General features: G+C 71.2%; 25 protein-coding genes and 1 other RNA gene. 10 read left to right on the top strand and 16 right to left on the bottom strand.

Annotated features, from left to right (window positions below; translation table 11 throughout):
- The first annotated feature begins 10 nt into the window (after positions 1–10).
- Positions 11–529 carry a phosphoglycerate mutase family protein gene (locus H2038_RS05460; protein ID WP_292110098.1) on the top strand — a complete coding sequence of 173 codons (519 nt, stop codon included), beginning with the start codon at positions 11–13 and terminating at the stop codon, positions 527–529.
- Here H2038_RS05460 and parE read toward each other — a convergent pair whose 3' ends face one another.
- Complete coding sequence (gene parE, locus H2038_RS05455) at positions 530–2,623, bottom strand: DNA topoisomerase IV subunit B (RefSeq protein ID WP_292110096.1); 2,094 nt, start codon at positions 2,621–2,623, stop codon at positions 530–532.
- A complete protein-coding gene (locus H2038_RS05450; protein ID WP_292110093.1) occupies positions 2,586–3,941 on the bottom strand; it encodes an O-antigen ligase in 1,356 nt (451 codons plus the stop codon). The genes parE and H2038_RS05450 overlap by 38 nt, the downstream gene beginning before the upstream one ends.
- 165 nt (positions 3,942–4,106) lie before the next feature.
- On the opposite strand from H2038_RS05450, the gene H2038_RS05445 reads away from it, so the two are divergent.
- Positions 4,107–4,352 (top strand): DUF378 domain-containing protein, encoded by a 246-nt coding sequence (locus tag H2038_RS05445; protein ID WP_292110090.1) that lies wholly within the window; start codon positions 4,107–4,109, stop codon positions 4,350–4,352.
- A 43-nt stretch (positions 4,353–4,395) separates the two neighbouring features.
- On the opposite strand, the gene H2038_RS05440 is transcribed toward H2038_RS05445, so the two are convergent.
- Positions 4,396–6,717 (bottom strand): ATP-dependent helicase, encoded by a 2,322-nt coding sequence (locus H2038_RS05440; RefSeq protein WP_292110087.1) that lies wholly within the window; start codon positions 6,715–6,717, stop codon positions 4,396–4,398.
- A 125-nt stretch (positions 6,718–6,842) separates the two neighbouring features.
- Between H2038_RS05440 and H2038_RS05435 the strand changes: the two genes are divergently transcribed.
- On the top strand, positions 6,843–7,049 hold the full coding sequence (locus H2038_RS05435; RefSeq protein WP_292110085.1) for a hypothetical protein: 207 nt from the start codon (positions 6,843–6,845) through the stop codon (positions 7,047–7,049).
- Positions 7,050–7,052: 3 nt separating this feature from the next.
- Positions 7,053–7,379: a hypothetical protein gene (locus H2038_RS05430; protein WP_292110082.1), complete on the top strand. Its 327-nt coding sequence runs from the start codon at positions 7,053–7,055 to the stop codon at positions 7,377–7,379.
- A 3-nt stretch (positions 7,380–7,382) separates the two neighbouring features.
- Here H2038_RS05430 and H2038_RS05425 read toward each other — a convergent pair whose 3' ends face one another.
- Together H2038_RS05425 and H2038_RS05420 are read right to left on the bottom strand one after the other, a co-directional pair.
- The gene (locus H2038_RS05425; RefSeq protein WP_292110079.1) at positions 7,383–8,099 is read right to left on the bottom strand and encodes an SIMPL domain-containing protein; all 717 of its coding nucleotides are present in this window, start codon (positions 8,097–8,099) and stop codon (positions 7,383–7,385) included.
- Positions 8,100–8,141: 42 nt separating this feature from the next.
- Positions 8,142–8,378, bottom strand: a complete 237-nt coding sequence (locus H2038_RS05420; RefSeq protein WP_292110076.1) for a ribbon-helix-helix domain-containing protein — start codon at positions 8,376–8,378, stop codon at positions 8,142–8,144.
- A 97-nt stretch (positions 8,379–8,475) separates the two neighbouring features.
- Between H2038_RS05420 and H2038_RS05415 the strand changes: the two genes are divergently transcribed.
- Together H2038_RS05415 and H2038_RS05410 are read left to right on the top strand one after the other, a co-directional pair.
- Positions 8,476–9,225: a Coq4 family protein gene (locus H2038_RS05415; RefSeq protein WP_292110072.1), complete on the top strand. Its 750-nt coding sequence runs from the start codon at positions 8,476–8,478 to the stop codon at positions 9,223–9,225.
- An 87-nt stretch (positions 9,226–9,312) separates the two neighbouring features.
- Positions 9,313–10,254 carry an EamA family transporter gene (locus H2038_RS05410; protein ID WP_292110070.1) on the top strand — a complete coding sequence of 314 codons (942 nt, stop codon included), beginning with the start codon at positions 9,313–9,315 and terminating at the stop codon, positions 10,252–10,254.
- On the opposite strand, the gene H2038_RS05405 is transcribed toward H2038_RS05410, so the two are convergent.
- Both H2038_RS05405 and H2038_RS05400 read right to left on the bottom strand, forming a co-directional pair.
- Positions 10,251–10,409, bottom strand: coding sequence for a hypothetical protein (locus H2038_RS05405; protein ID WP_292110067.1), 159 nt, complete (start codon positions 10,407–10,409; stop codon positions 10,251–10,253). The two genes, H2038_RS05410 and H2038_RS05405, sit on opposite strands and share 4 nt — an antisense overlap.
- Positions 10,396–10,587: a DUF4169 family protein gene (locus H2038_RS05400; protein WP_292110061.1), complete on the bottom strand. Its 192-nt coding sequence runs from the start codon at positions 10,585–10,587 to the stop codon at positions 10,396–10,398. Before H2038_RS05400 ends, H2038_RS05405 begins: the two co-directional genes overlap by 14 nt.
- A 71-nt stretch (positions 10,588–10,658) precedes the next feature.
- Between H2038_RS05400 and H2038_RS05395 the strand changes: the two genes are divergently transcribed.
- Both H2038_RS05395 and H2038_RS05390 read left to right on the top strand, forming a co-directional pair.
- On the top strand, positions 10,659–10,892 hold the full coding sequence (locus tag H2038_RS05395) for a DUF2171 domain-containing protein (protein WP_292110058.1): 234 nt from the start codon (positions 10,659–10,661) through the stop codon (positions 10,890–10,892).
- The gene (locus H2038_RS05390; protein ID WP_292110055.1) at positions 10,892–11,134 is read left to right on the top strand and encodes a DUF2171 domain-containing protein; all 243 of its coding nucleotides are present in this window, start codon (positions 10,892–10,894) and stop codon (positions 11,132–11,134) included. Before H2038_RS05395 ends, H2038_RS05390 begins: the two co-directional genes overlap by 1 nt.
- A 102-nt stretch (positions 11,135–11,236) precedes the next feature.
- Here the strand turns inward: H2038_RS05390 and H2038_RS05385 are convergent, their stop codons facing one another.
- The 3 genes from H2038_RS05385 to fumC are packed head-to-tail and all read right to left on the bottom strand — an operon-like array spanning position 11,237 to position 13,193.
- Positions 11,237–11,491, bottom strand: a complete 255-nt coding sequence (locus tag H2038_RS05385; protein ID WP_292110052.1) for a CcdB family protein — start codon at positions 11,489–11,491, stop codon at positions 11,237–11,239.
- Positions 11,491–11,748 (bottom strand): type II toxin-antitoxin system CcdA family antitoxin, encoded by a 258-nt coding sequence (locus tag H2038_RS05380; protein WP_292110048.1) that lies wholly within the window; start codon positions 11,746–11,748, stop codon positions 11,491–11,493. Before H2038_RS05380 ends, H2038_RS05385 begins: the two co-directional genes overlap by 1 nt.
- A gap of 53 nt (positions 11,749–11,801) precedes the next feature.
- Positions 11,802–13,193 carry a class II fumarate hydratase gene (gene fumC / locus H2038_RS05375; RefSeq protein WP_292110047.1) on the bottom strand — a complete coding sequence of 464 codons (1,392 nt, stop codon included), beginning with the start codon at positions 13,191–13,193 and terminating at the stop codon, positions 11,802–11,804.
- 86 nt (positions 13,194–13,279) lie between these two features.
- Between fumC and H2038_RS05370 the strand changes: the two genes are divergently transcribed.
- Complete coding sequence (locus H2038_RS05370) at positions 13,280–13,642, top strand: RusA family crossover junction endodeoxyribonuclease (protein ID WP_292110043.1); 363 nt, start codon at positions 13,280–13,282, stop codon at positions 13,640–13,642.
- Between the two features lie 4 nt (positions 13,643–13,646).
- On the opposite strand, the gene H2038_RS05365 is transcribed toward H2038_RS05370, so the two are convergent.
- The 6 genes from H2038_RS05365 to miaA all read right to left on the bottom strand — a co-directional run bounded on the left by H2038_RS05365 (position 13,647) and on the right by miaA (position 17,230).
- Positions 13,647–14,384 carry a C13 family peptidase gene (locus H2038_RS05365; RefSeq protein ID WP_292110040.1) on the bottom strand — a complete coding sequence of 246 codons (738 nt, stop codon included), beginning with the start codon at positions 14,382–14,384 and terminating at the stop codon, positions 13,647–13,649.
- A gap of 56 nt (positions 14,385–14,440) precedes the next feature.
- A complete protein-coding gene (locus tag H2038_RS05360) occupies positions 14,441–14,923 on the bottom strand; it encodes a ClpXP protease specificity-enhancing factor SspB (RefSeq protein WP_292110038.1) in 483 nt (160 codons plus the stop codon).
- Between the two features lie 71 nt (positions 14,924–14,994).
- Positions 14,995–15,361: a transfer-messenger RNA gene (gene ssrA, locus H2038_RS05355) on the bottom strand.
- A complete protein-coding gene (locus H2038_RS05350; protein WP_292110035.1) occupies positions 15,362–15,622 on the bottom strand; it encodes a hypothetical protein in 261 nt (86 codons plus the stop codon).
- Positions 15,623–15,732: 110 nt separating this feature from the next.
- Positions 15,733–16,026, bottom strand: a complete 294-nt coding sequence (locus H2038_RS05345; RefSeq protein ID WP_292110033.1) for a hypothetical protein — start codon at positions 16,024–16,026, stop codon at positions 15,733–15,735.
- A gap of 352 nt (positions 16,027–16,378) precedes the next feature.
- The gene (gene miaA / locus H2038_RS05340; protein ID WP_292110032.1) at positions 16,379–17,230 is read right to left on the bottom strand and encodes a tRNA (adenosine(37)-N6)-dimethylallyltransferase MiaA; all 852 of its coding nucleotides are present in this window, start codon (positions 17,228–17,230) and stop codon (positions 16,379–16,381) included.
- 103 nt (positions 17,231–17,333) lie between these two features.
- Between miaA and H2038_RS05335 the strand changes: the two genes are divergently transcribed.
- Positions 17,334–18,413 (top strand): Mrp/NBP35 family ATP-binding protein, encoded by a 1,080-nt coding sequence (locus tag H2038_RS05335; RefSeq protein WP_292110030.1) that lies wholly within the window; start codon positions 17,334–17,336, stop codon positions 18,411–18,413.
- The last annotated feature ends 12 nt before the right edge of the window (positions 18,414–18,425 follow it).

Raw genomic sequence — 18,425 nt, 5'->3', positions numbered from 1 at the left:
GAGATTTCCGATGAAGCGCCTGCTGCTCGCCGCCGTCCTGTCGCTGTGCGCCGCCGGCGCCGCTTCCGCCCAGACGGTCTACCTCGTGCGGCACGCCGAGAAGGTCGCGACGCCGGGCGATGCAGATCCGGCCCTGACCGAAGCCGGGCAGGCGAGGGCGGCGGCCCTGTCGCAGGCGCTGCGCGACACCCATCCGGCCCTCGTCCTGACCAGCCCGATGCAGCGCACCATCCTCACGGCGGCGCCGACCGCGGACTATCATTCCGCGCCGTCAGAGGTCGTGTCGCTCGAGGGCGGCGGCGCGGCCCATGTCGCGGCCACCGCCGCCCGCATCCGCGCCCTGCCGCAGGACGCCGTGGTGCTGGTCGTCGGCCACAGCAACACCGTGCCGGCCATCGCCCGCGCCCTCGGCTACCCCGAGGCGGCGGACATGCCCGAGTGCGAATACGACCGGCTGACCCGGCTGACCCTCGAGGGCGGCGCCGTGCAGGCCGTGGTCAGCCGCTACGGAGCGCCGTCGGACTGCTGATCACACGTCCAGCTCATCCACCACGAAGCGGGCGTTCTCCTGGATGAACTGGTAGCGGGCCTCGGCCTTCTTGCCCATCAACCGCTCGACCAGATCCTCGATCTCCGCCTCGTTCTCGGGCAGCTCGACCCGGGCGAGGGTGCGCTTCCTCGGGTCCATGGTGGTCTCCTTGAGCTGGGAGGCCATCATCTCGCCCAGACCCTTGAAGCGGCCGATCTCGACCTTTCGGCCCTTGAACACCGTCGCCAGCAGCTCGTCGCGGTGGGCGTCGTCCCGGGCGTATTCCGACAGCGGGCCGGACTGGATGCGGTAGAGCGGCGGCAGGGCGAGGAACAGGCGGCCCTGCCGGATCACCTCGGGCATGACCCGGTAGAAGTAGGTGATCAGAAGCGCGGCGATGTGCGCCCCGTCGACGTCGGCGTCGGTCATGATGACGATGCGCTCGTAGCGCAGGTCGTCGATGTTGAAGCGGCTGCCCGGCTGGACGCCGAGGGCCAGCGCAAGGTCCGACAGTTCCGCGTTCTGGCGCAGCTTGTCGACGGTCGCCGAGGCCACGTTCAGGATCTTGCCGCGCAGGGGCAGGATGGCCTGGGTGTTGCGGTCGCGGGCCTGCTTGGCCGAACCGCCGGCCGAGTCGCCCTCGACGATGAACAGCTCGGTGCCCTCGGCCGCCTGGCGGGTGCAGTCGGCCAGCTTGCCCGGGAGGCGCAGCTTGCGGGTGGCGGCGGCCCGCTGGACCTCCTTGTCCTTGCGCCGGCGCAGCCGGTCCTCGGCCCGCTCGACGATGAAGCCGAGCAGCTGGTTGGCCTGCTTCGGGCTCTCGGTCAGCCAGTGGTCGAACGGGTCGCGCAGCAGCTGCTCGACCAGCCGCGCGCCCTCGGGGGAGGACAGGCGGTCCTTGGTCTGGCCCTGGAACTCCGGATTGCGGATGAAGACGCTGATCAGGGCGCCCGCGTTGGCGATGACGTCCTCGGCGGTGATCAGCCCGGCGCGCTTTTCGCCGGTCAGCTCGCCGTAGGCCTTCAGCCCCTTCACCAGCGCCGCGCGGAAGCCGGACTCGTGGGTGCCGCCGTCGGGGGTGGAGACGGTGTTGCAGTAGGAGCTGACGAAGCCGTCGGCCTCGCCGAAACCGGCCGGGGACCAGGTGACCGCCCATTCCACGGCGCCGGCTTCGCCCTTGCGCTCGACCCGGCCGGCGAAGGTCGGGGTGACGGTCTCGACCTCGCCGATCCGCTCCGCCAGGGCGTCCGCCAGGCCGTTGGGGAAGTGGAAGACGGCTTCCGCCGGGGTGTGGTCTGTGATCCGCTCCGGCGCGCAGGTCCAGCGGATCTCGACCCCGCGGAACAGGTAGGCCTTGGATCGGGCCATCCGGAACAGCCGCGCCGGCTTGAAGGCCGCGCCGACGCCGAAGATCTCCTCGTCGGGCCGGAAGCGGATCAGGGTGCCCTTCTTCCGCGACGGGCCGACCTGCTGGATCGGGCCCAGCACATGGCCGCGGCTGAAGGACTGCCGCCATTCGTGGCCGTCGCGCCAGACGGTGACGTCCAGCCGCTCCGACAGGGCGTTGACGACGGAGACGCCGACGCCGTGCAGGCCGCCCGAGGTCTCATAGGCCTTGCCCGAGAACTTGCCGCCCGAGTGCAGCACGGTCATCACCACCTCGAGCGCCGACTTGCCCGGGTGCTTCGGGTGAGGATCGACGGGGATGCCGCGGCCGTCGTCGCGCACCGAGAGGAAGCCCTCGGCGTCGAGGTCGACGGTGATCAGCTTCGCATGCCGGGCCACCGCCTCGTCCATGGCGTTGTCCAGCACCTCGGCGAACAGGTGGTGCAGGGCCCGTTCGTCGGTGCCGCCGATGTACATGCCCGGCCGCTTGCGGACCGGCTCCAGCCCCTCCAGCACCTCGATGGACGAGGCGGAGTAGCCGGTGGCGGCGGCCAGCGGGGCGGCGGCGGCGTGTTCGACGGCGGCCCTGGCGACCGGTTCGGGCTGCGGCTTCGGCGCGACGGCCTGCGGCGTCAGCGCGGCGTCGGCCGGACGCGGCTGCGTCGGCTCGTCATCGAACAGGGAGAGGAGGTCGGCGGACTGGCCCATTCGGATACTGTGCGGCGATTCGGGAGCCGGTCTGGTAGGCCCGGCGGCCCCGCGGGGCAAGCGCGGCGGCCGGGGCTGTGGACGAGGGCAGGGTCGCCCGGGTCAGCGCCGCGAGGAACAGCACCCACGGCAGACCCTGGTGGGCCATCAGGATCGATTCCGACAGGCTGAGCACGAAGAAGGCGCCGAGAAAGCCGAGCGCCCACCAGCCCTCGCGCGCGCCCGCGCCGGCGCTGCGCAGCACGGTGACCACGGCCGTCACGCCCATCAGCGTCCCGACCAGCACCGCCCCCGGCCAGCCCAGCTGGACCAGCAGGTCGATCCAGCCGTTGTGGGCGTTCGGCACCGGCCACTGGGTCTCCTTGCGGACCCAGTCGGCGGGGGCGGACTCGCCTTCGCGACCCCAGAAGGCGCCATAGCCGTAGCCGGTCCACGGCCGGTCGGCGACCTTGCGCATCAGGGCCTCCCAGATGTCGGTGCGGCCGGTCAGCGACGGGTCCTTGCCGAGGGCCTCCAGCACCGCCACCGAATGCGTCTCCCAGATCCAGACGCCCAGACCGGCCAGCACGACGGCGACCCAGATCGCCCCGACCGAGAAGGCCGCGCCGCCGCGCCGCAGCGTCCAGAAGCCGCCGACCAGGCCGAGCCCGACGAGCAGGCAGAGCAGGGAGGTCTTCGACTGGGTGGCCAGCACCAGCACCGCAGCGAGAAACAGGGAGATCGCCGGCAGGAGGCGGCGGGAATCGGGGGAGGCGAGGCAGGCGGCCGAGGCGGTGGCGCCGATGACCATCACCGCCCCCATCTGGTTCTTCTCGTACCAGAGGCCGCGCCACAGGCCGGCGTTCTCGAACTGGTGCACCCCGATCTCGGGGAAGGCGAACACCGCCACGAGGCTGCCGACCGCCAGCGCAAGGGTGGTGTGCATCAGCAGCCGCGGTAGGTGCGGCCCGCGGAACACCGCCCCGAGATAGAGGGCGAAGCCGCAGCTGATCGCCAGGGCGATGACCCGGCGCATGGTGGTGGCGAAGTCGATCGACCAGTAGCGCGAGGCGAAGGCCAGCCCGACCACCGCCGCCATGGCCAGCATCGCCGGCCACGCCCGCCACAGGCGATCCACCCGGTAGAGCAGGAGGCCGGCGATGGCCGCATAGGCCGGCAGCCAGACCAGCCGCAGGATCGGCGTCTCCTCCTGGGTCGGGGCGAACACCGGGCCGATCAGGGCCCCGGTCATCATGGCGATGACGACGCCGCAGATCGCCGCTTCCCACCAGCTGGGGGCGGGGTCGGTGAAGCCGGCCGTTGGACGGGAGTCGCGCACGCCCGGAGGGTGGCGAGGCCGGTTTAAGGAAGGGTTTGCGCCGATCCCCTGACGGCGGCGCGTTCCGGCCCAAGCTGAACTGTAGGGCCCGGGCGCGAAATCAGTTGAGCGCGATGGGAACATCCGCCGCAGGCAAACGCTTTTCAAGCAACCACGGAGGATACCATGAAAGCTCTCAATCTCGTTACTCTCATCCTGCTGATCGTCGGCGGCCTCAACTGGGGTCTGGTCGGCGCGTTCGAGTTCGATCTTGTCGCCGCCATCTTCGGCGAAGGCTCGGTCCTGTCGCGTCTGGTCTATGTGCTCGTCGGCCTGTCGGCCCTGTGGCAGATCATGCCCCTGATGAAGGCCTTCAGCATCGGCGAAGCCCACGCCGAGGCGGGTCACCGGACGACCGCCGCCCGCATGTAAGCGCGGTTCGGCCTGAAGCGAGGAAAGGCCTGACCCCCGCGGGTCAGGCCTTTTCCACGAAGGTGTCGATCACCTTCTTCTCGCCCGCCTTGTCGAAGGCCACCACCAGCTTGTTGCCCTCGATCAGGCGGACGTGGCCGTAGCCGAATTTCTGGTGGAAGACCCGGTCGCCCTTGGTCCAGCCTGAGCCGGCCTTCGGATCGGCGGTGGCGATCAGGCGCCCGTCGCCCTCGATCAGGGCGTGCCGCGCCGGGCGGTCGGCGGGGGCGCGGGCGGCCGTGAAGGACTGGGCCCGCTTCCAGCCGGGCGAGGAATAGCCCGAACCGAAGCTGGGCGCCTCGTCCCAGCGGCTCTTGGCCTCCTTCATGCCGGCCGAGGCGCCGTAGTAGCCGGTGTCCGACTGCGCCTCGACGTGGTCGATCGGCAGTTCGTCGACGAAGCGGCTGGGCAGCTGGCTGGTCCAGCGGCCGTAGACGAGGCGGTTGGCCGCGAAGCTGATCCGGGCGTCCGACTTGGCCCGGGTGACGCCGACATAGGCGAGGCGGCGCTCCTCCTCGAGGCCCTTCTCGCCCTTCTCGTCGATGCTGCGCTGGCTCGGGAAGACGCCTTCCTCCCAGCCCGGCAGGAAGACCAGCGGAAACTCCAGCCCCTTGGCCCCGTGCAGGGTCATGATCTGCACCGAATCCGCGCTGTCGCCGCGGTCGAGGTCCATGACCAGGGAGACGTGCTCCAGATAGGCGGTCAGGCCGTCGAAGGCCTGCATCGACTGGACCAGCTCCTTCAGGTTGTCGAGCCGCGTCGGGCCGCTGGTCCGGTCGGCCTTCTGCATGTCGGTGTAGCCGCTCTCCTCGAGCACGAGCTCGGTCAGCTCCCAGTGCGGGATCTCCGCCGCCCGGGTGCGCCAGCGGTCGAGGTCGCGCACGAAGTTGGACAGGGCGGTGCGGGTGCGCGCCTGCAGCTCGTCGGAGCCGAGCAGGGCGCGCACCGCCTGCATCGCCGAGACCCCGTTCTCGCGGGCGATGGTCAGGATCTTCTGCACCGAGGTGTCGCCGACGCCGCGCTTGGGGACGTTGACGATGCGCTCGAACGCCAGGTCGTCGTCCTCGGACACGATCAGCCGCAGATAGGCGTGGGCGTCGCGGATCTCGGCCCGTTCGAAGAAGCGCGGCCCGCCGATCACCGTGTAGGGGATGGCCAGCATCACGAAGCGCTCCTCGAACGCCCGCATCTGGAACGAGGCGCGCACCAGCACGGCCATGTCGCTGTACTTCAGGCCGGACTTCCTCGCCGTCTCGATCTCGTCGGCGATCAGCCGGGCCTCGGCCTCGCCGTCCCAGACGCCGCGCACGCGCACCTTGTCGCCGGCGGTGTCCTCGGTCCACAGGGTCTTGCCCAGCCGCCCCCGGTTGGCGCTGATCAGGCCCGAGGCGGCGCCGAGGATGTGGTGCGTCGAGCGGTAGTTGCGCTCCAGCCGGATCACCTTCGCCCCGGGGAAGTCGCGCTCGAAGCGCAGGATGTTGTCCACCTCGGCCCCGCGCCAGCCGTAGATCGACTGGTCGTCGTCGCCGACGCAGCAGACGTTGCCGGTCGAGGCGGTGAGCAGGCGCAGCCAGAGGTACTGGGCGACGTTGGTGTCCTGGTACTCGTCGACGAGGATGTAGCGGAACCGACGGCGATATTCTTCCGCAATGTCAGCGTGCTGCGACAGGATGGTGATGTTGTGCAGCAGCAGGTCGCCGAAGTCGCAGGCGTTCAGCGAGGCGAGCCGGGCCTGATAGGCGGCGTACAGGGTCTGGCCCTTGCCGTTGGCGAAGTCCTCGCCGGCCGGCAGCTTCTCCGGCGTCCAGCCGCGGTTCTTCCAGTGGTCGATCAGACCGCTCAGCGAGCGCGGGGTCCAGCGCTTGGAGTCGAGGTTGGCCGCCTCGATCAGCTGCTTGCACACCCGCTCCTGGTCGTCGGTGTCGAGGATGGTGAAGGTGGACTTCAGCCCGACCAGCTCCGCGTGCCGGCGCAGGATCTGGGCGGCGATGGAGTGGAAGGTGCCCAGCCAGCGCAGGCCCTCGGCGGACGGCCCGATCAGATGGGTGATCCGCTCCCGCATCTCGCGCGCGGCCTTGTTGGTGAAGGTCACCGCCAGCAGCTCCCACGGCCGCGCCCGGCCGGTGGCGAGGATGTGCGCCAGCCGCGTGGTCAGCACCCGCGTCTTGCCCGTGCCCGCGCCCGCCAGCACCAGCACCGGGCCTTCGGTCGTCTCGACCGCCTCGCGCTGCTCGGGGTTCAGCCCCGCCAGATAGTCGGGGCCGACGCCGCCCGGAGGCCGGGCGCGCGCAAGATCGGAGATGCGGGGGGGAGCGGAATCGGTCATGGGAACCGACGGAACATAAGGAGCACGGGGCCGCTTGTCAGCCGCTCCCCGCCGCGGGCGCCGGAACCGCAACGGCCACGGCTCCGTTTGGACGCCGCACTGGTTCAGCAGCGGAGGTTCGGTTCATGGCCGACAACATCAACAACAACACCGGCGGCGGCGGCAACACCGGCATGGCCTTCATCGTCGGGGCCGTGGTCGTGGTGCTCGCCATCGTGGCCTATTTCGTCTTCGCCGGCGGCGGCTTCGGAGGCGGCGAGAAGGACGTCAACGTCGATGTCGACCTGCCGGAAGTCTCCGCGCCCGCCATGCCCGCGCCGTCGGGGAGCTGATTCATGACCGATCCGAACCTGCCCCCGCCGGAGGACCGCCGGCCCGAGGTGGTGCATCACACCACCATCAACAATCCGCCGGAGCGTCGGGGCGGGGGCGGCGCCTGGGTCGCCTTCCTCGTCGGCGGCCTGATCGTGGTGCTGGTGATCATCGTGGTGTTCATGCTGTCCAACGGCCGCGTGGACACGCCCGACGCAACCGACGTCAACATCGACGTCGACGTGCCGACGCCCGAGCTGCCGCGGGCGCCGGAACTGCCCGACCTGCCGAATCCCCCGCCGGTCGAGCCGCCCAGCCTGCCCGAGCCGGGACCCGCGCCGGCGAACTGATCGTCAGCGCAGCGCGTAGCGGACGGTGGTGACGACCCGGACCTTCTTGTCGGGGGTCTGGCGTTCGTCGCCGCTTTCGTCCCGGGCGAGGATCTCGAAATACCCCTGGGAGGCCTCGCGGATCGCGCCGACCCCCGTGCCGGAGTCGCGGGCGAACTGTTCGGCGCCGGAGCGGGCGGAGGCGGTGGCCTCCGCGATCATCGCCGGCCGCACCTCGTTCAGCCGCGTGAAGATGTAGCTGGGGCCGTTGAAGTCCTGCAGCACCACGCCCTGGCGGATCAGGTCGTTGAGCGCCCGGGTCGTGTTCTGCACCCGGTTCACGTCGCCGGTGCGGACGATCACGGTCTGGGCGAGGATGAAGCGCGGGCCCTGGTCCTGGCTGCCGTACTCGCGGGCGCGCCGGTCGGCGACCTCGAGGCGGCCGAGGGTGACCGCCTCGGCGGGGTAGCCCTGCTGCGCCAGGAACCGGCGCACGATGGCGAGGTCGCCGTCGATCCGCGCCTGCACCTCCGACAGCACCTCGCCCGAGGCGGTGAAGCGCACCGGCAGGATGGCGAGGTCGGCCTTCACGTCCCGTTCGGCGAGACCGCGCACGCTCACGGTCCGGTCGCCGACGCGGGCGTTGACCACGCCCTGGCCGATCAGGGCGCCGCCGCCGATCATGCCTATGGCCAGCAGGCCGCCGAACACGACGGCGGGGATCAGTCGATTGTCGGTCATGCCGCGCCTCCCGGCCTCACCATGCGCCAACTCCTGCCCCTGTCAATCGACCGACTCCTGTTCGGCGAAGGACCGGTCGCCGCCCGCCCAGGCGAGCGCCAGCAGACGGCACGAGGAGGCGAGGGGGACCCGTCCCCGCCGCTCGTCGATCCGCTTCATCAGCCCGGCGTGACCGAGGCCCATGTGCGCGGCGATCTGGTCGAGCACCGCCCAGAACTCGGGCTCCAGCGCCACGGAGGTGGCGTGGCCGGAGAGGGAGACGGAGCGCTTTCTGAGCATGTCGGCAGCCTAGCCGATCCGGACGGCGCGCGCGATGTGATCGACGTTCACCTGATCCTCCGCTTCGGGTATGGTGGGGTCACGCAGGATCCCGACCATGACCGCCGCCGACCTTGAGTTCACCCGCCTGAGACCGCAGCGGCTTGAGCCGCTGGCGGCGCTGCGCGCCTTCCGTCGCCTGGTGCGCGACAAGGAGGACACCGCCCAGGTGTTCGAGATCATGCGAGCCCTGTCCGGCCGCTCGATCCGGCGCGGCTACGATCGCATGCTGCGGACCATGGAGGGCGGACGACAGGCCTTCCTGCGCGAGGAGCTGGCGCACCGGCTCGACGATCCGGCGTGGCTGGCCCGCTTCGGCCCCGGCACCGTCGGCGCCGCCTATCGCGCCTTCCGCGAGGCCCGGGGCTTCACCGCCGAGGGGCTGGCGATGGAGGCGCGCAAGGTCGGCCCCCTCGTCGACGCCGAGCATCCGGTGATCTGGTACAGCCGTCGCCTGCGCGACGTGCACGACGTCTGGCACGTGCTGACCGGCTACGAGACGGACGCGCTGGGCGAGGCCTGCGTGGTGGCCTTTTCGTACGCCCAGACCGGCAACCTCGGCTTCGCCTTCATCGGCCTGGGCGCGGCGCGCGAAATCCGGCGCGAGAACCCGTCCATCCCGGCCCGCCGCGCGGTGCTGCAGGCGTGGCGCATCGGCCGCCGGACCCGCTGGCTGCCGGCGCTGGACTACGAGGCCCTGTTCGACATGCCGCTCGACGCCGTGCGCCGCAGCCTGGGACTGCGGCCGCCGACGGTCTACGAGGCCGTGCCTCCCGCGGTGCGTCAGTCGCTCAAGCTCCGCGCCTGACGGCCGGCAGGGCCGCATAAGGTCAGCTTGGGGCGGCGTCCGATTTCCCGGCTTGCGCCCGGTTCGCGCGTGCGTCACTGGGCGGGAATGACCGCTCCCACGGATAGCCCCGCGTCGCCGGCCCCCGGACTGTCCCGCGCGACGCTGCTGGCGATCGGCGGCGTCGGCCTGTGCGCCACCATCTGGGGCACCACCTGGTACGCCATCACCCTGCAGCTGGGCGCGGTGGATCCGATCGCCTCCATCGTCTGGCGCTTCGGTCTCGCCGCCGTGCTGATCTTCGCCGGCTGCCTGGCCACCGGCCGGTCCCTGAAGCTGACCCGCGACCAGCACCTCGCGGCGCTGGGGCAGGGGGTGTTCGCCTTCTCGATCAGCTACAGCTTCACCTACGCGGCCGAGGGCCGGATCGCCTCGGCGGTGGTGGCGGTGATCTTCGCCTCCCTGGCCTTCCTCAACCTGATCCTGTTCCGCGTCGCCGCCCGCCAGCGGTCGGCGATGGCGGCGTGGGCGGGGGCGCTGCTGGGCGTCCTCGGCGTGGCGGTGCTGTCCGGGTCGGAGGTCCTGACCGGGGGCCTGTCCGAAGCCAGCGCCGCCGGCGTCGGCTTCGCCTTCACCGCCGTGGCCGCCTCGGCCTTCGGCAACTATTTCGCCTGGCGCGGCCAGCAGGCCGGCTCGGCCGTCATCCCCTCGACGGCGTGGGCCATGGCCTACGGGACCGGGGTGCTGGCGCTCTACGGCCTCGTCACCGGCGCGGAGTGGTCGGTCGAGCCCACCGCCCGCTACATCGGTTCGCTGCTCTACCTGTCGGTGTTCGGTTCGGTGATCGCCTTCGTGGTCTATTTCGGCATCGCCCGCACCCGCGGCTACGCCCTCGCCAGCTACATCTCGGCCCTGACCCCGCCCATCGCCATGCTGGTCTCGGTGCTGTTCGAGCACGCCCGCTTCGGCTGGCTCGCCCTCGCGGGGCTGGCGCTGGTTCTGGCCGGGCAGGTGCTGATGATCCGCGCCCCGCGGATCTCGGCGGCCTAGAACCAGCCCTTCTTCCGCGGCTTCGGCGGCGGCCGGCCCTCGGCCCGGGCGGCGGCCTCGGCCGCCTTGCGCTTGCGCGCCTCCTGCACGCGGATGGCGATCAGCATGGGGATGAGACCGCGCTGCAGGCGTCGCTTCTCCTCACGCGGGGTCATCGCGATCCTCCCGCTTCGCCCCGTCCAGCAGGCGAGCGGCCCGGGCGCGCTCCGCCTCGGCGCCGGACCGCTCCCCGCGGGTGCGGCCGTGCGCGGCGCGGTTGGCGGCGGCCGAGGCCCTGGCGGCGGCCTTCGCCCGCTCCTTGCGGGCCCGGTTCAGGTTGACGATGTCGCCCATCGGGGCCTCCGCACATGCAACCGGCCGGCCGCCGAACGGGTTCTTCCCGGACCGCAGCCGAAGGAGTTCCCATGGTAGACCCGTCCTCGATCCGCGAACACCTCGAAGTGGTGGGCTCCGACGGCGAGCACGTCGGTCGGGTCGATCACTTGCACGGCGACCAGATCGAACTGGCCAAGCTCGATCTCGCGGCCGGCTTCAAACACCACATGATCCCGGTCAGCTGGGTCGAGCGGGTGGACGAGCACGTCCACCTGAACCTGACCCGCGACGAGGCCCGGGCGCGCTGGACGGAGAAGAACTGATGGTCGACGCCTTCGCGATCGGCGAGGACTTCGAGGTCCTCGGCTCGGATAACCGGCACGTCGGCGAGGTCGACGGCCTGGTGGAGGGCGGCGTCAAGCTGACCCGCCGCGACTCAGAGGCCGGCGACCGCCACCACCTGATCCCGCTCGATCTTGTCGACCGCGTCGTCGCCGACGAGCGCAAGGTCTTCCTGACCGTGGACAAGGACGAGGCGGAGCGGCGCTGGACGGCGCTGGACTGACGCGCGCTGGTTCGGCTGTCAGCATGTCCGCGATCAGATGATCAGGTCAGAAGCCGGTGAACAGACGATCGAGGGCGCGGCGGATGTCATCCTCCGAATCCTTCAGGCTTCCAACCGGACGCCGCAACTCCGCCCGGGCGATGGCGCCAGCTCGGCGAGCGACACCTGCAGGGTTTCGCCGTCCAGCACGACGGCGACTGAGACACGGGTGAAATCGCCGCTTCGCGGCTCACGCATCAACGGGGCGACGAGCGCCGTAGGCATCTCGTCGAGGAAGTGCGACTGCATGAGGACAATGAAGGGTGCGGCCACGCGCGAGCGAGGCGACGGGTTCGGAAACACGTCGAACTGACGCATCACCAGGTCCGGAAGTCCTCGCCGAATATCCCGTCCCGCGCGACGCGCTCATTGTAGGCCTTCAAGGCTTCGGCGTTCTCCTCGGCCCATGCGCGGGCGTCCCGAGCGCGTTCCTCGGCAGTTTTGAGGCTGTTGCGCTGGCGGGCCAGAGCCAGTTCGACACCTGCCCGTCCGGCTCTCGCCAGGTCCACTCCGAGCCGCGCCGCCTCTTCGGCACTGTCCGGATCGATCTCGATGTTCAGTTCGACCTTGCCCATGGCGCGAGGCTACCTCGAAAACCGCAGGCTCGCCACCAACCGGGGGTGGTCGATCACTGCGGCGAGATCATCTTCTCCGGCCGGACCCATTCGTCGAACTCCTCGTTCGTCAGATAGCCGCCGCCGACGGCCTCCTCGCGCAGGGTGGTGCCGTTCCTGTGGGCCGTCTTGGCGATCTTCGCGCAGGCGTCGTAACCGAGCTTGCCGTTCAGCGCCGTCACCAGCATCAGGCTGTTCTCCAGCCCCCGCCGGATGTTGTCCTCGCGCGGCTCGATGCCGACCACGCAGTTGTCGGTGAAGCTGATCGCCGCGTCGGCCAGCAGGCGCACCGACTGCAGGAAGTTGTAGGCCATCACCGGATTGTAGACGTTCAGCTCGAAATGGCCCTGCGAGCCGGCGAAGGTCAGGGCGGCGTGGTTGCCGAACACCTGCACGCACACCTGGGTCAGGGCTTCGGACTGGGTCGGATTGACCTTGCCCGGCATGATGGAGCTGCCCGGCTCGTTCTCCGGCAGGGCCAGTTCGCCGAGGCCGGCGCGGGGGCCCGAGCCGAGGAAGCGGATGTCGTTGGCGATCTTGAACAGCGAGGCGGCCACCGTGTTGATCGCCCCGTGGCTGAACACCATGGCGTCGTGCGCCGCCAGGGCCTCGAACTTGTTGGGCGCGGTGGTGAAGGGCAGGCCGGTGATGGCGGCGATCCGCTCGGCCACCTGTTCGGCGAAGCCGACCGGGGCGTTCAGCCCGGTGCCGACCGCCGTGCCGCCCTGGGCCAGCTCCATCAGCTTCGGCAGCGTCTGCTCGATGCGCTCGATGCCGTTGGCGACCTGCTGCGCATAGCCCGAGAACTCCTGGCCGAGGGTCAGCGGCGTGGCGTCCTGGGTGTGGGTGCGGCCGATCTTGATGATGTGGTCCCAGGCCTTCGCCTTGGCGTCCAGCGCGGCGTGAAGGTGCTTCAGGGCCGGGATCAGGTCGTTGGCCACCTGCTCGGCGCAGGCCACGTGCATGGCCGTCGGGAAGGTGTCGTTCGACGACTGGCTCATGTTGACGTGGTCGTTGGGGTGGACCGGCTTCTTGGAGCCCATCTCGCCGCCCAGCATCTCGATCGCCCGGTTCGAGATCACCTCGTTGGCGTTCATGTTCGACTGGGTGCCCGAGCCGGTCTGCCAGACCACCAGCGGGAAGTGGTCGTTCAGCTTGCCGTCGATCACCTCCTGGGCGGCGGCCACGATGGTCTCGCCCAGGGTGCGGTCCAGCTTGCCCAGCGCCATGTTGGTCTCGGCCGCGGCCCGCTTGACGATCCCGAGCGCCCGCACGATCGGCAGCGGCTGCTTCTCCCAGCCGATCCGGAAGTTGCCCAGCGAGCGCTGCGCCTGCGCCCCCCAGTAGCGGTCGGCGGCGACCTCGATCGGGCCGAAGGTGTCGGATTCGGTGCGGACGGTGCTCATGTCGGCAGGCTCTTCAGGCGTGGCGGGAGGATGTGCGGCGGTGTAGCACGGAGCCGCGGGCGGGCAAGCTCGCGGCGGAGCGACGCATGACCCCCGGCTGGATCGGCTCAGGCAAGGTTCGGGCGCGCGAGAGCGGGGAGGCGGTCGAGATCACCATCGACGGCCTCACCACCCAGGCCAAATACTACAAGCCGCTGGTCTACGAATTCATGCGCAAGGAGTGGAGCTCGCGGCCGTCGTGGGGCGACTTCACCGTCGAGATCGTGATGGAGCACGTCGGCGAGCCGCCGCACATCGACCTCGACAACCTCGCCAAGGCGCTGCTCGACGCGATCAAGGGCTACCTGTTCCACGACGACGCCCAGGTGGCGCGGCTGCTGGTCGAGCGCCGGGAAGGGGAGCGCGAGCGGATCGCCATCCGCTGCTTCCCCCGGCGCGGCGGGAGCTGAACGCTCAGGACGCGGGTCGCTCGAAGCGCAGCGTCGGCAGGCGCAGCTGCATCTCGGCCCCGACGAACAGCTGCGGCTCGGACGGCAGGGCCACGCCCGCCTCGGCCTCCTTGCGCGCCACGCAGGCGCGCGCGCCGGCGGCGAGGGCGAGGAAGTCGGCGGCGGCCGGCAGGCTCTCCAGCACGCAGCCGTCGAACCATGGGTACCGTTCATCGGCGCCGCAGCCGAACGAGGTGCGGTCGCGGCGGGCGGCCGTCAGCACCATCCGGTTCGACCCCTCGAGGGCGTTGACGAACTGGCCGGAATAGCAGGCGGAAACGATCACCACGGTCGGCCGTGCGCCGCAGGTTCCGCGCACCAGGTTGGCCATCACATCGGGCGTCATCTCGGTCTCGCCGAACACCAGATGATCCGGCGCGCCGTGTGAGGTGAAGTACAGGAGGCAGCCGCGGGTCCCCAGCGCCGCCGTCTCCTGCAGGTCCTGCAGCGCCCGCTGCGGCGGAGCGTTCTTCAGTGAGACGTCGACCATCGTCTCGCGCGCGAAACCGGCGCGCAGAAACGCCTCCACGAGATCCCGGCGCGCGTTGTCGAAGGCCTCGATCGGCCGGCCCCGCCCGTCCCGCCAGTCGGCCTGGACGATGGCCGCCGTCCAGCCGGCGAAGCGGCCGCCGCCGCCGGCCGCTGCGGCCGTCGGCGTCCCGCAGAACGCCGCGGCCAGCCACAGGATCAGGACACCCCTCATGCCCACCCTCGTTCGCTCGCGGGGATGTTAGCCCCGCCGGCGGAGAGGGGAAGGCCCTACTTCTTCCGGAACTGGTCCAGCGAGACCACCTTGGGGCCATCGTCGCCCGACGGCGGCGGGCTGTCCGGCTCCGGGGCCGGCTCTTCCTCGGCCGCCTCGAGCTCGACGGGCGTCTCGAACTGCAGCAGGAACTGCACCGACGGATCGTAGAACCGGGTCACCGCCGCGTAGGGCATGGCCAGCACCTTCGGCATGCCGCCGAACTTCAGCATGACCGAGAAGCGGTTCGGCTCGACCTTCAGGTCCCAGTACTGGTGCTGCAGCACCACCGTCATTTCCTCGGGGTACTTCGCGAGGATGTCCGGCGGCACGCTGACGCCCGGCGCCCGGGTGCGGAAGGTGATGTAGAAGTGGTGCGCGCCGGGGATGCCGTCCGGCCCCGCGGCCCTCTCCAGCGCGGCGCGGATCACCCCGCGCAGGGCGTCCTGCGCCAGCTGCTCGTAGTGCATCTCGTCGACGGGGGGCGTCTCTTCGGCCATTCGGGCGCCTCGGCTGTTCAGCCGACGGTGTAGCCGCGCGAGCGGGCGGGCGGAAGATGGCGGGAAGGTAAAGCGCCGGGATTCTGTTGGCAGGCTCCCGGCAGGCCCCGCCCCGGGATCTGAACCCCGAGGACTTAAGAGTTCGAAATCACCCGAACCGCATTACGCGGCGAGAGCGACTTCTCCAGCGAAGTTATCGTTCGCAGGTAGTTTAATGGCCCGATACGGTGGGCCAGGACGGGCGAAAGCAACCTCTTTACACGTCCGTCGATGCTAGTCGGCCCCATGCTCGCCCGCCGATGACACGGGAAGAGATTGGTGGAGCCGCCGGGAATCGCACCCGGGTCCGGTCCGCTTATTGCAAGCGCGTTTATCGCCATAGTCCGGGCGGACCCGGACGAAGCCAATATAGGCCGGGGCGCCCGGAAATTGAAGGGGTCAGCGCGGCCGCCCGGGCCCGCGGCCGGGGCGACGATTGTCGATCGTCGGCCGGAGGTGCGGGCGATCACGCTCCGCCGCTTCGATCCGTTCAGCCCATTCTTCTGCGGTCAGGCAGACGCTGACCTTGAGCCGGGTGCCGGATCCCGGCTCCTTTCGACAGATGGTCCGCTGGCCCGGGCTCTCCAGGGAGGAGGCCGCCGGCTGGGGCGCCGCGTTCTGCGGGACGAGGAGGGCGGCGGCGAAGGCGACGATGATCATGGCGGGCCTTTCCCGGTCTTCAGGACACAGGCAGCGTCTTCCCGCGCGAGGCGGGAGTCAACCCAGGGTAACGCGGTTGTGCAAGCTGACGTCGGACGTCGGCGACGCCGTCAGTGCCCGGGCGCGGTCTGGCGGTTGCGATTGGCGTTGGCGCTTTCCAGCCGGTGGGCGAGCCGCCGGGACTCCTCCCGGCGCTGGTTCCACTCACGCCGGGTCATGCAGACGCGGCTGTTGAACCGGCTGCCGACGACCGCTTCCCTGCGGCAGACCTGGCGGTCGAGGGCCTCGTCCTCGTTCGGCGCGGGAGCCGCAGAAGCGGAGACCGCCGCCGGCGCGCCGGCCTCGGGCGCCGCCGGCGTCGAAGCCTGCTGGAGAACGGCGGCGGCGAGGAGGGCGATCAGCATCGGGCCGGATCGTCGCAGGTCTGCGGGGCCGACGAGTGACGCTCCAGGGTCCGCTGGGCGCCGTCCTCGGCGAGCTGGCGTTCACGCGAGGTCGTGCAGATCCTTTGCGAACGGTTGGAGCCCACGATCCTCTCGCGGCGGCAGATCACCCCGTCGGCGGGGCGGTTGCTTGTCGCCTCCCGGGGAGGCGAGGCCGGGGTCTGGGCGGGAGTCTGCGCTTGCGAAAGCGCGAGCAAGGCGGCCATTGCAAAAACGAGCACGACATTCTCCAGCGTAACGATCAACCGACAGTAGCAGCAGTTCCACCGTTCGGCCAGCGTTCCGACAGCGCCGCGGACGGGCCCGGCCGGCGTTACATCCGGCGCCATCCGGGCGTCTGGTTGCGGAACCACGTCAGCTGACGCTTGGCGTAGTTCCGGGTGGCCTGCCGGACGGCGTCGGCCGCCTCCTCGGCCGTTGTGCGGCCGGCGAGATGTGCGGCGAGCTCGCGCACGCCCACCGCCTTCATCACCGGCGACTCCGGGTCCAGCCGACGGGCCAGAAGGGCGCGGACTTCCCCGAGCGCGCCGTCCTCGATCATCCGGCCGACGCGGGCGTCGCATCGGGCGTAAAGCGTCGCCCGGTCCGGTTCGAGCACCCGTCCGGTCCAGCTGCCCGGCGCCAGCAGCGGCCTGGTGTCGGCCGTCCAGTCGCTGAGCGCCCGGCCGGTGTGCGTCGCCACCGCCATGGCGCGGACGAGGCGCTGGCGGTCGCCGGGCGCGATCCGCGCCTCGGCCGCCGGGTCCAGTTCGGCCAGTCGTCGGCGGAACGCCGCCTCGCCGAAGCCGGCGAGCTCATCCGCCGCCGCCGCCCGCGCCTCTTCCGGCACCTCAGGAATGTCGGCCAGCCCCCTGGTCAGGGCCGTGAAATAAAGTCCGGTCCCCCCGACAATGATCACCGGCCGCCCGGTCTCGATCCGGCCCAGCTCCGCCATCGCCGCGCGGCTCCAGCGACCGACGGACCAGGCGTCGGCGGCGTCGGCCACGCCGTAGAGCCGGTGCTCGACCGCCGCCTCGTCCTCCGGGGAGGGGCGGGCGGTCAGAACCCGCAGGTCCGCGTACAGCTGCTGGCTGTCGGCGTTGACGATCACCGCGCCGGTCTCCCGCGCCATCTGCATCGCCAGCGCCGACTTGCCGGAGGCGGTCGGGCCGGCGAGCAGGGTCACGGGCGGGGCGGAGGTGTTCCGGGGCAAATCGGCGCTCGCGGGCAGGGGGTATATCGGCGATAGAACGCCCGCCGCCCACGCGGCAAGTCCATGGAGTCCGCCCGTGCCCCGACCGCCCCTCGACCGCGACCAGGTTCTCGCCGCCCTCGACGGCGTCATCGATCCCCGCAGCGGGCAGGGGCTGGCGACGGCGGGGCTGGTGCAGGGACTGGTGGTGGCCGACGACCGCGCCGGTTTCGCCCTCGAGGTCGCGCCGGCCGACGCCGCCCTCTATGCGCCGGTGCGCGACGCCGCCGAGGCGGCTCTGAAGGCCCTCCCGGGAATGGCCCGCGTCTCCGTGGTGCTGACGGCCGAGGCGGCGGCCGCCCCGCCGCGGCGCACGGCGTCGCTGTCGCCGCAGGCCGTCGACCAGACCCGTCCGCGGGCCCCGGTCCCGACCGATCGCCCCGCGCACGTCCGCCGCGTGCTCGCCGTCGCCTCGGGCAAGGGCGGGGTCGGCAAGTCGACCGTCGCCGTCAACCTCGCCGCCGCCCTCGCCGCCCGCGGCCTCTCGGTCGGGGTGCTGGACGCCGACGTCTACGGCCCCTCCATGCCGACCATGCTCGGCGTCTCCGGCAAGCCGGCCTACGTCGACGGCGCCATGGAGCCGCACCTCGCGCACGGGCTGAAGGTCATGTCGGTCGGCCTGCTGACCGGGGCCGACGACGCCATGGTCTGGCGCGGCCCCATGGCCTCCCAGGCCCTGACCCAGATGCTGACCCAGACCCGCTGGGGTACCGAAGCCGCGCCGCTCGACGTGCTGGTCGTCGACCTCCCGCCGGGCACCGGCGACGTCCAGCTGACCCTGATCCAGAAGACGCCGCTCGACGGCGCCGTGATCGTCTCCACCCCGCAGGAGGTGGCGCTGGCCGACGCCCGCCGCGCCCACAAGCTGTTCGAAAAGGTCGGGGTCCCGACCCTCGGCCTGATCGAGAACATGTCCGGCCCGGTGTTCGGCGAAGGCGGGGCGCGGGCCGAGGCGGAGCGGCTGGGCGTGCCCTTCCTCGGCGACCTGCCGCTGGACGCCGCCGTGCGCGAGGCCGGCGACGCCGGGCGCCCGCTGGTCAGCGCCGATCCGGACGGGGAGGTCGCGCGCCGCGTCGCCGTCGTGGCGGCGCGGGTGGCGGACGTGCTCGGCGTCTGAGCCCTGCCGGAA

It is taken from the genome of Brevundimonas sp., assembly GCF_013912005.1.
Lineage (GTDB): Bacteria > Pseudomonadota > Alphaproteobacteria > Caulobacterales > Caulobacteraceae > Brevundimonas.
Note: the sequence above shows the minus strand (reverse complement) of the source record. Positions and strands in the feature narration are given on the sequence as shown.